The organism is Nitrosomonas marina, assembly GCF_900110145.1.
GTDB classification, from domain to species: Bacteria; Pseudomonadota; Gammaproteobacteria; order Burkholderiales; family Nitrosomonadaceae; genus Nitrosomonas; species Nitrosomonas marina.
In genome coordinates, this window is sequence record NZ_FOCP01000021.1 from 46745 (window position 1) to 60130 (window position 13386).

At 48.1% G+C, this 13386-nt stretch carries 9 protein-coding genes; 8 read left to right on the forward strand and 1 reads right to left on the reverse strand.

The features are described 5' to 3' along the window. The first annotated feature begins 227 nt into the window (after positions 1–227). The 3 genes from BMX44_RS13025 to BMX44_RS13035 all read left to right on the forward strand — a co-directional run bounded on the left by BMX44_RS13025 (position 228) and on the right by BMX44_RS13035 (position 5880). Entirely contained in the window at positions 228–1466 is a 1239-nt protein-coding gene (locus BMX44_RS13025) for a TraB/GumN family protein (RefSeq protein ID WP_090633773.1), read from the forward strand. Positions 1467–1480: 14 nt separating this feature from the next. Further along, the gene (locus tag BMX44_RS13030) at positions 1481–3361 is read left to right on the forward strand and encodes an ABC transporter ATP-binding protein (RefSeq protein ID WP_090633802.1); all 1881 of its coding nucleotides are present in this window, start codon (positions 1481–1483) and stop codon (positions 3359–3361) included. 101 nt (positions 3362–3462) lie between these two features. Continuing rightward, positions 3463–5880 carry a Lon protease family protein gene (locus tag BMX44_RS13035; protein ID WP_090633776.1) on the forward strand — a complete coding sequence of 806 codons (2418 nt, stop codon included), beginning with the start codon at positions 3463–3465 and terminating at the stop codon, positions 5878–5880. Positions 5881–5885: 5 nt separating this feature from the next. Here BMX44_RS13035 and BMX44_RS13040 read toward each other — a convergent pair whose 3' ends face one another. Next, entirely contained in the window at positions 5886–7466 is a 1581-nt protein-coding gene (locus tag BMX44_RS13040) for an HDOD domain-containing protein (protein ID WP_090633778.1), read from the reverse strand. Between the two features lie 433 nt (positions 7467–7899). Here BMX44_RS13040 and mfd point away from each other — a divergent pair, with 433 nt between their 5' ends. The 5 genes from mfd (at position 7900) to BMX44_RS13065 (ending at position 13298) form a co-directional block, all read left to right on the forward strand. Then, positions 7900–11358: a transcription-repair coupling factor gene (gene mfd, locus BMX44_RS13045; protein ID WP_090633781.1), complete on the forward strand. Its 3459-nt coding sequence runs from the start codon at positions 7900–7902 to the stop codon at positions 11356–11358. Beyond that, positions 11355–12176 carry an isocitrate lyase/PEP mutase family protein gene (locus BMX44_RS13050; protein ID WP_090633783.1) on the forward strand — a complete coding sequence of 274 codons (822 nt, stop codon included), beginning with the start codon at positions 11355–11357 and terminating at the stop codon, positions 12174–12176. The genes mfd and BMX44_RS13050 overlap by 4 nt, the downstream gene beginning before the upstream one ends. A gap of 206 nt (positions 12177–12382) precedes the next feature. After that, positions 12383–12637, forward strand: a complete 255-nt coding sequence (locus tag BMX44_RS13055; protein ID WP_090633785.1) for a hypothetical protein — start codon at positions 12383–12385, stop codon at positions 12635–12637. Continuing rightward, positions 12634–13080 (forward strand): hypothetical protein, encoded by a 447-nt coding sequence (locus BMX44_RS13060; protein ID WP_218143969.1) that lies wholly within the window; start codon positions 12634–12636, stop codon positions 13078–13080. The genes BMX44_RS13055 and BMX44_RS13060 overlap by 4 nt, the downstream gene beginning before the upstream one ends. Continuing rightward, positions 13077–13298, forward strand: a complete 222-nt coding sequence (locus BMX44_RS13065; RefSeq protein ID WP_177167761.1) for a hypothetical protein — start codon at positions 13077–13079, stop codon at positions 13296–13298. The genes BMX44_RS13060 and BMX44_RS13065 overlap by 4 nt, the downstream gene beginning before the upstream one ends. Positions 13299–13386 lie beyond the last annotated feature (88 nt).

Below are 13386 nucleotides of genomic sequence, written 5' to 3' on the forward strand. Positions count from 1 at the left end.
TATAATACGATTTGAATCCGTACAAAGGCAGAAACAGGTGCAGAAATTACCCGTTGTTCTGTTGAAGTGCCGTGATTTTTGTCACATGCTTTCGTTAAAATAGGCCAGAGCCATTATTATTACGATCATGGCAATCTGATAATTCCAACAACAAGCTGATTGACAGCAGTGGTTGTACCTAACAGGAACCATTCTCTGTCATCACATAACCAGTAAGCTTTTTATCCATGAGCACTAACCAATCACCCGAACTCGCAATTCCACAAAATAATGCCCCGGTGACCGAGCCGATAGAAACGGTTCTGATTGACCAACGCAGCATCACGATGCTGGGTACCGCACATGTATCAAAAGCCAGTGCCGATAAGGTTCAGGAACTGATCGCAACGGGAAACTATGATGCAGTTGCTGTCGAATTATGTCCGAGTCGTCATAAAGCCATCGTTAATCCGGACGCCATGGCAAAAATGGACCTTTTTCAGGTAATCAAGAACGGCCAGGCCAGCATGGTGGCTGCCAGTCTGGCGTTAGGCGCTTTTCAGCAACGCATGGCAGAACAATTCGGAATCGAACCCGGTGCAGAAATGCGCGTTGCGATCAAGGATGCACAAGCCGCCCATCTTCCTGTGATATTGATCGATCGCGAAATTGGCGTCACTTTAAAGCGCATCTATAATAATGTGCCTTGGTGGAAACGCATGGGTTTGCTAGGAGGCTTGATCCACAGTGTCATCAGTAAAGAAAAAGTCAGTGCTGAAGAAATTGAAAAACTAAAGGAAGGAGACGTGCTGGAAAGCACTTTCTCTCAGTTTGCAGAAGATGAAAAAGATTTGTTCAGGCCGCTGATCAGCGAACGTGACGAATATATGGCCGCGCGTCTTATTAAAGAAAGTCGGGAAAATAACTATCAACATATTCTTGCAATTGTCGGCGCAGGTCATATGAGTGGCATACAACGAATCATTTCGCACCAGCAGATCAGCAATCCAGAAGAAACTATTGGCAGACTGGATACGCAACCGGTGTCCTCAGGCTGGCTGAAATACCTGCCCTGGGTGATTGTCCTGCTCATTCTAACCGGTTTTGCTATTGGGTTTATGCGCAGTCCGGATATAGGTACTGCCATGATACTGGACTGGATACTTATCAATGGCGGCTTATCCGCTCTAGGGGCAGCGATAGCATTTGCGCACCCGTTAACTATTATTACCGCGTTTTTGGCCGCGCCGCTGACATCTCTCAATCCTACAATCGGTGCAGGTATGGTAGTAGCTGCCGCTGAAACCTATCTGCGCAGGCCCAAAGTGGAAGATTTCAATCGCCTGCGCAGCGACACCACCAGTCTGAAGGGCTGGTGGAACAATCAGGTTACTCGCATATTGTTAATATTCATTTTATCGACAATGGGCTCCGCCATTGGCACGTATGTTGCAGGCTTTCGCATATTTGAGCGGTTAACCGGCTAGGTTCTATGAAAACCATGTTCGGTTTTTTTGAACGGCTGATCAGCCCTTTTCCACCAGAATTCCCAACCGAACCACCAAAGGGTGTATATCAATTCTGCCGTCATTATGTCCGGGGCATCGAACCATACCTGGTATTGCTGGCCATTCTGACCACTTGCCTCGCGATTAGCGAAGCCATGCTGTACGGCATTCTGGGGCAAATGGTTGACTGGCTGGCGCAACAGAACACACAACATTTTTTTGATACTGAATGGCCGACATTACTGGCCATAACCATTTTTATTCTGGTCTTTATACCGATTATTGTTTTGTTGCATTCCATGATTATTCAACAGACGCTCATGGGAAATTTTCCGATGCGCGTTCGCTGGCTTGCACACCGTTATCTGTTAAACCAGAGTTACGCTTTTTTTCAGCATGAATTCAGCGGACGCATTGCGACCAAAGTCATGCAAACGGCACTTGCGGTTCGAGAAACAGTGCTGAAACTGCTTGATGTGCTGCTTTTTGTAGCCGTTTATATCATCACAACATTGATACTGATAGCAGACGCCGATCTGCGCTTATGTATACCGCTAGCGGTATGGTTGATTGCTTACATCAGCATTTTGTGTCATTTTGTACCACAGCTAAAACGTATCTCCACCTTGCAGGCTGATGCGCGTTCCTTAATGACAGGACGCATCGTAGACAGTTACACAAATATTCTTACGCTAAAGCTGTTTTCCCACAGTGAACGTGAATCAGCATATGCCAGAGCAGGCATGCAGGAATTCATGGACACGGTTCATCCACAAATGCGACTGGCTACCTGGCTGAACATAAGCGTCTGGACGATCAATATGCTGCTTGTATTTGCGACATGCGCTCTGGGTCTGTATCTCTGGATAAATCACGCCATCGGACCGGGCGCAATTGCTATCGTAATGAGCCTGGCAATCCGTTTGACGGGAATGTCGCACTGGATCATGTGGGAAGTCAACAACTTGTTCGAGAACATCGGTACCGTGCAGGACGGTATCAACACCCTTTCCAATCCGCAAATCGTCAGGGATAAACCCGATGCTGACACATTACACGTTACACGGGGAACAATTCAGTTTAGCAATGTCGGCTTCTCCTACTACCCGAATCCAGAGTCTGTCCTGACAGAAACCGGCATGCCATCCCAATCCATTAGTACACCCAGAATCTTTCATAACCTGAATATAAAAATCAATCACGGTGAGAAGGTCGGTGTCGTGGGCCGGTCCGGTTCAGGCAAATCCACGTTCGTCAGCCTGCTACTACGTTTTTACGATCTTCAACAAGGCACCATAACCATTGACGGGCAGGATATTCATTCTGTCACTCAGGAAAGCCTGCGACACAACATCGCCATGGTGACACAGGACACCTCCTTGTTACATCGATCCGTTCGTGACAATATACTTTTCGGAAAACCGGACGCATCTGAAACACAGATGATTGCTGCAGCCAGGAAAGCACAGGCGCATGAATTTATTATGAGTTTGCAGGATATCAAGGGACGACGCGGATATGATGCGCATGTGGGCGAACGTGGCGTAACATTATCTGGCGGACAACGGCAACGTATCGCGATAGCACGCGTATTGCTGAAAGACGCACCGATTCTTGTCTTGGACGAAGCCACCTCGGCGCTGGATTCAGAAGTGGAAGCAAGTATTCAACAAAGTTTGTACCAGCTGATGCAGGGAAAAACCGTTATTGCCATTGCACACCGTCTGTCTACCATCGCAGCAATGGACCGGCTGATTGTTCTTGACAAGGGACGCATCGTCGAACAGGGTACGCATGCGATGCTGATTGCCAACAATCAGTTGTATGCGCAGCTATGGAATCATCAGTCGGGCGGTTTTCTTGGATTTGAATAAAATGCCAGTAATCTGCTGCTTCAGCCAGGACTGCTGAAGTACTCCGGCAATTAACTTATAAGCAAACCAACCAACAAAAAATTTAATCGGTTTTTTGATACATGTCGACAACGCCACTGAAACCAGCCGAGCTTCGTAAAATTATTGATCCAGTTACGCTTGGATTTAAAGATACTTCCACGTTATTGCAGTATCCAATGTCATGGATAGGGCAGGAACGTGCAAAGACCGCTGCAGATTTTGGGCTGGCCATGCATCTCCCTGATTATCACCTGTTTGTACTTGGCGAAGTTGGCAGCGGCAGATCATCCCTATTGCATCAAGCGATGATTGAAGCGGCAGAGAAAAGTCCCACTCCTCCAGATTTATGTTACCTCTATAACTTTACAACACCTGAGAAACCCATCGCTTTGCGTACACCTGCAGGGCAAGGACGTCTGTTGCACACCTCACTGGAAAAATTGGCTGATACGCTTTTTGATGAAATAACCCATTGTCTGAATGGACAGGATTTTAAAATCAAGTATGAGCAACTGTTAAAAAAATTCAAGAAAAAGGAAACTGAACTCTATGCGCAACTGGATGCTTATGCAGAAGCCAGGCACTTCTCCATACGTCGCGAAACCGAGCAGATCGTATTTACGTTGCGCGACAATCAGGGAAAAATTTTAACCGAAGATGCGCTTTTTAAACTTCCCAAAACACGGCGAGCCAAAATAGACCAGGCTGAACAGGAACTGCACGCGGAGATTATCCGGTATTTTGAAGCGATCAAACGCGTTGAAAATGATAAAAAGAATGCGCTTGACGGCCTTAAACGCGACAGCATTCAACCCCTTCTCAATCAACGTTTCAGCATCTTGCGAAGCAGCCTGCATGCTGAACTTAAAAAAAACGCGCGACTGCAGCTTTTTTTTGACCAGATCATCCAGGATATTCTGGAGAATTTGGATTCGTTTGAATCAACCGATTCCAATGCTGAAAGAAGACGGGCCGACACGCTCGGCGAAACATTATCCCGATACCGGATCAATCTGGTTGTCGACAATTCAGAGCTTAAGGGCGCGCCAGTCATAGTTGAAGACAATCCGCACATCCATGCACTCTTTGGCAGTATTGACTATCAAGTCGAGGAAGGCAGAATCAAGACCGATTTCATGCGTATCCGTGCAGGCAATCTGCACAAAGCGCATGGTGGATTCATTATGCTGCATTTGAACGATCTGCTTTCAGATGGGGCGGTGTGGACCAGGTTGCGACGTTTATTACGCAGCAACCGGTTACAAATAGAAGAACCCGCTTCCGCATTCGCAGCGAGCATTCCCACTACGATTGAGCCGGAAGCTGTGGATGTCAATATTAAAATTATTTTAATTGGTGCACGCGAGGATTACTATTGTCTGCAACATGAAGACCCTGAGTTCATTCGCCGCTTTCGTGTCAAAGTCGATTTTACCGACAGTTTTAATGCAAATCAGGACACATATCTTGCTTCATCCGTTTTCATTGCACATATTTGCCATACCAGAAAACTGCCTCATTTCTCAGCTGCCGCAGTGACCCGACTACTGGAAGAATCGCATCGAGAAGTTGACGATCAGGCACGTCAAAGCGCTATTTTTTCGCATATGGAAATGCTTGTTCTGGAGAGTTCGGTACAGTGTCAGTCGCGCAACGGAAAACTGGTGGAAATTGCTGATGTATCAACAGCTTTGCAAACACGCACCATACGTCATAACGCACCAGATCAATGGCTGCAGGAATCGATCACCGATGGTGACATACTGATTTCTTTGAATGGTGAAAAAACAGGTCAGTTAAACGCGATTACCCTGATCGAAATGGGCGACCATTGTTTTGGTGTGCCGGTTCGGGTTACTGCACGCACCTTTGCAGGCGATAACGGATTGCTGAACATCGCACACGAAGTTGACATGTCAGGACCGATTCATGACAAAGGTGTATTAATATTGCAAAACTACGTATCCGCCCTGTTTGCACATATTGCGCCGCTTGCACTGAGTGCTTCCATTGTTTTTGAGCAGGATTACACAGGTATTGAAGGTGATTCAGCATCGTGCGCAGAATTTTATGCGTTGCTTTCATCCTTATCCCGGCTACCGGTCAAACAAAGTATTGCGATAACCGGCGCTTTAAACCAGTATGGCGAGGTGCTTCCTGTGGGTGGTATCAATGACAAAATTGAGGGCTTTTTTAGTATCTGTGAGAAAACCGGCCTGAACGGCGAACAAGGTGTATTGATTCCGTACCGCAACAAAAGACATCTGATGCTCAACCATGATGTAATCAGAGCAGTTGAACAAGGCCTTTTTCATATTTACACCATGCAGCATGTGACTGAGGGGCTTGAATTACTAACTGGCGTTCCTTCCGGAATAACGGACAAAAGAAAAGTAAAAAAATACCCTGCCAAATCAGTACTTGGTCATGCCGAAAAAACGCTCATCGACTTCCGTTTTGCCTGCCAGGCGTTTCATAGCAAACCGGATGCATCCTGATTTGCTCACTGTTGATCGTTCAACCCTACCAGAACCTGTGCTTTCAGCGATTTTATCAATCGCATTTCATTAGTTGTGATCCCCTCATGTGCAATCACTGAACGGTCTCCATAAATCAAACCGGCCGGCTTGTCTTGCTGAACAACCAGTGGTAATAAAATAAAACTTCTGGTGTCAGGTAAAAATTTTGTATGCCAATCCGGCAACGCACTACGAATTTTAGGTTCTGTTGCATCGGTGATGGATAAATCAACGTTCCGTTTCAGTGCCATACTGAACAAATCACCACCCTTACTATCCGGAAACATAAAATTATCCCGAATATTTTCATGGTTAAACCCAAGCGAATATCGTGCACGGTACGAATTGGTATTGCAATCTTTCAAACAGATAGTGACAAATTTAAATCCCAGACTGTGATAGTATTTTTCCAACACCAGCATCATTAATGAATCAATATTGAATCTACTGGACGCGAGTATTTCTGCGACTTCCAGTACGCCCGACAACAACCTGTCTTCCGAATTTAATGGCTTACCGCTTCTATGACAGTCATCTGACTGTTGCTGCTGCCGGCTGTCCGTTCCGGCTTCAAAAAAATGACACCCTGTAACTTCATCGTCCGATTCTGTCCTTTCTTCATGGCAGCATGTCTGTGTTTCCGGATTATCAGCCAGCGTACTTGAAATCTGGCTGCAAATATCCTGGATCTGTTCTGCGGATTCATCGACTAACACCCTCAACCGGGAAGCATCCAGTTGCAGCGCTTTGCCAAAACGGTTTAACAAATCCTCGGTTGACGGAATCATATTCGGTTCGTTGTCTGACCCAGCCATCTGTGCTGCATAGTCACTGAATTCGGTTACCTGTTGCATCCATTCTTTGCGGTTTTTCGGTTTTTGGAGCACTTTACCCGGCAGCAGCTTCATCGCCTGTATAATCGAATCCGGAATATGCCATTCGCGCAGTGCAAACTCTGTCAACCAGTGAAAAGTACAGCCGAGTTTTTGCAGCGAGGCCTGTGACTCGGAATACCCTTTCTCTCTGGCAAGCGACATTGTTTCATCATACAAACGGTCATCATAAGCGGCCACGATAAGCCGCCCAATGTTTTTAAACAGCGCAGCAATCGCCACTTCGTCTGCGTTTGGATATGCGCTGCGTTTAGCCAAATTACGGCCAATCAGGCTGGCCGACAACGCTAGCTTCAGTTCCTTGCGCACGGCTCTGGCATGCCTGCGCGGCATGTGGTCGACCATAATCATTGCCAATGCGCAGGTTTTAATCGTATTCAACCCCAGCAGCTGTATCGCGGTCGTAATACTGGTAACCGCCGTCGACGTCGAACGATAGGTAATCGAATTGGACAAACGAAGGATTTTCAGCGTCAACGACGGATCGGACAAAATAAAGTTGCTTAACTGCTCCAGCGACTGTCCTTCGGAAGAGGTCAATTGAACGACTTTGGATATTGAGGTGCCAAGCGTTGGCAAATCAGGATCGTTCTTAATCAAATCAACCAGCTTATCCTTGATTTTTATCACTTCGTTTCCATTTGAGGTATTCATCAGGGCCTTCGATTTCATCTATTACTGAATTTAATGAGTTCTATTTGACGATTTATACTGAGTCAACGCACCTTGTGGTCACCGGGCGAACCAATTACCATTGAATGTGGTAACTGCAATTAACATTCTGATTATTCGATCTGTTAAGTATTATCTTTTAACTTCCTTGACACTGCGACGTAATGCTCACACTAATATGTATTTACGGCAAAATACGTAATAATTGAGTAAAAAAGTAACCCAAAGCCGGGAATCTCCTCCCGAGATTATATCCCGGGCATACTACTACTCAGAAAAATCCAATAAGATACATTTGATTACATACTTACGATTCTGAATCCTAACCGCACCGCAAAATGACATATAATATTGCGCCATAGCATTACCACATCATCGTGTCATCGCGTTAGATTATGATGCAGCGATGCACCCTGAATAATTATTTCATTGTATGCCTTACCCGTTTATACAACCATCTCCTGGACAGATCCTGCGTTATAGCAGTTACGCTGGATCCAGCGATTCAATGATTCTGGCGCAACTTGCGCAGCAGAAAAAGCCATTTGCCGTCATCACGGCAACCGCCCGCGAAGCACAGCGTCTGCTGGAAGAAATACCATTCTTTGATCCCGAGTTACGCATTCATTTACTGCCCGACTGGGAAACACTGCCCTACGATACATTTTCACCGCACCATGATCTTGTTTCAGAGCGGCTCGCAGCGCTTTATCAGATCATGAACAAATCCTGTGATGTCCTGATCGTGCCGTTAACGACGGCGCTATACCGCATTTTGCCGCGTGAATACCTGGCCGCTCACACCTTTTTCCTCAAGAAGAACGAATTGCTGGATATCACTGCCTTGCGCAATCAACTGACTGAAGCCGGCTACTCCCATGTATCACAGGTATTCTCCCCGGGAGAGTACAGCGTGCGGGGCGGACTAATCGACCTGTTCCCGATGGGCAGCGCAATACCTTATCGTATCGATCTGCTGGATAATGAAATCGACAGCATCCGCACTTTTGACGTAGACACGCAGCGCAGTATCTATCCAGTCAATGAAATACGCCTGCTGCCCGCACGTGAATTTCCTTTGGATGATAATGGCCGTACATGTTTTCGCGGTAAATTCCGGGAAAAATTTGAAGGCGACCCGACCAAAAGACAGATTTACAAGGACGTCAGTAAAGGCATTGCGCCGGCCGGGATCGAATACTACCTGCCGTTATTTTTCGATCAAACAGCGACACTGTTTGATTATCTGTCTGAAGAAACAGTCATCTGCCTGCATCAGGATATACGGCCGGTACTTGATGAATTCTGGCGTGATACCCAGTCCCGTTATCAGTTGCTCCGGGCAGATATCGACCGGCCGTTACTGCCACCTGATGAATTGTTTTTATCGGCCGACACATTTTTTGGCAGATTGAAACCCCATGCCCGCATCGAAATACTTCCCGACGCACAGGAAAAAAAAGCAGAATCGGTTGCAACCGTTCCACTGCCGACAATAGCTGTCAACCGCTATGCGGACAACCCGCTCGAACAACTGGCAGCATTTGTGGACACATTCACAGCCACCGGCGGACGTATCCTGGTCGTCGCAGAAAGTAAAGGACGACGCGAACTGATTGCAGAATATTTCAACCAGCATGGTCTCCATCCGCATACCTGTGAGAATTATGCACAGTTTCTGGTAGGCACACAGTCTTTTATGCTCGGTATTGCGCCGCTTTTCAACGGTTTTATTGACAGCCAGAACAAGCTCGCTTTCATAACAGAGAGCGAACTATACGCCGCATCGCATGTACCCGGACGCCGCGAGAGAGAATCACGCAAAACCACTTCGACAGACAATATTCTGCGCGATCTGTCCGAAATCAAACCAGGCGATCCTGTCGTGCACGAACAGCATGGTATCGGCCGGTATCTGGGGCTGGTCAGTATGGATCTCGGTGATGGTGAGGAAGGCGAACTCAGTGAGTTTCTCACGCTGGAGTATGAAGGCGGTGACAAGTTATACGTGCCCGTTTCCCAACTGTATCTGATCGGACGTTACAGTGGCGCTTCCCCTGAAGCAGCGCCGCTGCACAAACTGGGCAGCAGCCAGTGGGACAAGGCCAAGCGCAAGGCCATGCAGCAGGTGCGTGATACCGCTGCCGAACTACTCAATCTGTACGCTCAGCGCGCAGCACGACAGGGACATGCATTTGATTTTAACCAGCATGATTATGAAGCTTTTGCGGAAGGCTTCGGTTTTGAAGAAACAACGGATCAGGCGTCCGCCATCAACGCGGTCATCGAGGATTTGAAGTCAGATAAACCGATGGACCGGCTCATTTGCGGCGACGTGGGTTTTGGCAAAACCGAAGTCGCCCTGCGTGCTGCATTTATCACCGTGGCCGACGGTAAACAGGTTGCCGTTCTGGTGCCGACAACACTACTGGCGGAGCAGCATTTTCAGAACTTTTCTGACCGCTTCGGACTGATCACTGAACACTGGCCGGTAAAAATCGCCGAACTATCGCGCTTTCGCAGCGGCAAAGAACAAACCAGAACCTTGCAGGAACTGGCACAGGGCCAACTCGATATCGTCATCGGCACGCACAAACTGATACAGAAAAGCGTCAAATTCAAAAATCTGGGTCTGGTGATTATCGATGAAGAACACCGCTTTGGCGTCCGCCAGAAAGAGCAGCTCAAGAAACTGCGTGCTGAGGTCGATGTGCTGACACTGACCGCCACACCGATTCCGCGTACACTGGCCATGTCGCTGGAAGGCCTGCGCGATTTTTCCATTATTGCAACTGCACCGCAACGACGGCTGGCCATCAAAACATTTGTCAGCAATTTTTCCATGGCGCTTATTCGCGAAGCGTGCCTGCGCGAACTCAAGCGCGGCGGCCAGATATATTTCCTGCATAATGAAGTCAACACGATTCGGCATATGTATGACAAGCTGGCCGACCTGCTGCCCGAAGCACGCATTCAGATTGCACATGGCCAGATGCGCGAACGCGAGCTGGAACACGTGATGCGCGATTTTTACCAGCAGCGTTTCAACATACTGCTGTGTACCACTATTATCGAAACAGGCATTGACGTACCCAGCGCCAATACCATTATCATCAATAACGCCAACAAATTCGGCCTGGCACAGCTGCACCAGTTGCGTGGCCGGGTCGGACGATCCCATCATCAGGCATACGCCTATCTGCTTACGGCCGACATGCAGACGCTCAACGCACAGGCCAAGAAACGTCTCGAGGCGATTCAGGCCATGGAAGAACTGGGTTCGGGTTTTTATCTGGCCATGCACGATCTGGAGATCCGCGGGGCCGGCGCCGTACTGAGCGAGTCCCAAAGCGGGGAAATGCAGGAAATCGGGTTCAGCCTTTACAGTGCCATGCTCGACACCGCCATTCAGTCGCTTAAAAAAGGCCAGGAACCCGACATGCAATATCCGCTCGGCGTTGCAACCGAAATCAACCTGCATGTACCCGCACTGCTCCCCGAGAATTACTGCCACGATATTCACGAACGCCTCGTCCTGTACAAACGCATGGCCAACTGCACTGATAACGAGCAGCTCGACGATATTCAAAGTGAATTGATCGACCGTTTTGGATTACTACCCGATTCAACCAGAGCCCTACTCGACTGTCACCGACTGCGTATAGCCGCAAAACCACTCGGCATTATCCGCATTGACGCCAGCGCCGAAAGCATACAAATACAGTTCACGCCCGAACCGCCAGTTGATCCTGCCAGAATTATTCAATTGATCCAGAGCGGCCGCGAATATTCCCTCGCCGGCCCGGACCGGCTTAAAGTCCAGGTGCAGATCGCCGACGTTAAAAAACGGGTTTTACGCATTCAAAGCCTGATGCAATCATTATCAGCATGAAAAACAAACTGCGCGCAATGATCAAACAGCCTGGCATTTACGCCGCACCGGCCGTCTACGACTGTATTGGCGCCATGACCGCCGAGCAGGCGGGGTTCGACTATATCTTCACCAGTGGATTCGGTATCGCCGCGTCGTTGCTGGGAAAACCGGACCTGGGTTATCTGACTGCCAGCGAAATGATCGATTCGGCAAGACGCATAGCACACAGCGTGTCGATTCCATTGATCGCCGATATGGACACCGGTTATGGCAATCCGCTAAACGTCATTCGCACTGTCGAAGAAATCGTGCTTACCGATGTCGCCGGCATCATACTGGAAGACCAGGTATGGCCCAAGAAATGTGGCCATTTCGAAGGAAAACAGCTTATATCTACTGACGAACAGGTAGCGAAAATACAAGCTGCTGCATACGCCCGCGCGATAGAAGGACTCGACGGCGCGATCAAACGCGGCGAACGTTACCTGGACGCGGGGGCGGATGTACTGTTTATCGAAGCGCCGCAATCCGAGGATGAGTTAGCCGCCATCGCCCGGCATTTCCAGGGTGTTCCATTATTCGCCAATATCATCGAGGGCGGTAAAACCCCCAATATACCACTTGATGAACTGCAAGCCATGGGCTACAAACTCGTGGCCTATGCACTGTCCGGCCTGTTCTCGGCCACACAGGGGTTTATCGATTGTTTTGACGCGCTCAGAAAGGACGGCGGCACACAACATATCAATCAGGAATTGTCGTTTGAAACCTTCAAGACCTTGATTCGAATGAGCCATCATGTAGCGTTGGAGAAGCAATTCAAAGTAAAAAAATAGCAAAGTCAGTAGCACCACCAAGTGCTCATTTGAGTGCGAAGCGCATTATGACAAAATGTATCGTATTACACTGCAAAATCTGATGCAACCACATGCAATACGGATCTGCAGGCGGTTTGAGGATAAATGTTAAGTGTTGAAAACTCACCTTCACTGATCGCCTGATCCCATGTGTGGAATGAAGGGTATCGAACTTCTGATTTTCATTGCCACGCAAATTGTTAGGCAATGATTTTTGGCAAAAAATGGAAATGGTGGCCGGTTCGGGAATTATCTCGAACCAGAAAAAAGAGAATTTACCAGAGAATAGCCGTAATCACAAGGAATCTGAAACAGCGCTAAGTACTGCTTTTAGTGCAGAAACATGCGGCGAACTTTTCGATACGCTGGCGCAATGGAACACGTATCTTGAAGATCATGTTCCGTATTTCCAAAACCAGATACAGGGGCCGACACCATGAACGGCTCTATCAATACTTTATCCGTGGGTGATGCATTTTCAGTCAGTGCTGCCCTTCCTCGCAACAAACCCAAACGGCGCTACACGCCGCCGTTTTCTTTGCGTCTCACAGTTGAGGAACGCAAACGGCTTGATGAGATGGCGGGTAATCAACCGCTCGGATCATATATTCGTGATCGCTTGCTTGGCGAAAAGACAGAAAAACGCCGCAAGGTCAAAAAACCCAAACCGGATACGGCCATGCTGGCTATGGTGCTGAGCGAATTGGGCCAGTCGCGGCTGGCTTCCAATATTAACCAACTCGCCAAAGCCGCCAATATGGGCACGCTCGATATAACCCCGGAAATTGAGCAAGAAATAGAACAAGCCTGCCGGGAAATCCAAGCCATGCGGGCATTGCTCATCGCAGCGCTTGGCGTGATGCCGGTGGAAGATGAAGAATGATCCTTGTCGGCAATCAGCGCGGCGGGGCCAAGAATTTGGCCCTTCACCTGCTCAAAGAAGAAAACGAGCATGTGGAAGTCCATGAGGTGCGCGGCTTTGCCTCGCGCAATCTCATGGCCGCGCTGAATGAAACCTATGCAATCAGCAAAGCCACGCGCTGCAAACAGTTTTTATTTTCGCTCAGTTTGAATCCGCCGCAAAACGAAAATGTTTCGTAAGCGTCCGGCGCGACCATCTATAATTTTTCTTGTTTTAATGCTTCGATAAATTCCGGCGTTAACGGCAACAACTCATCAATACGGCTAT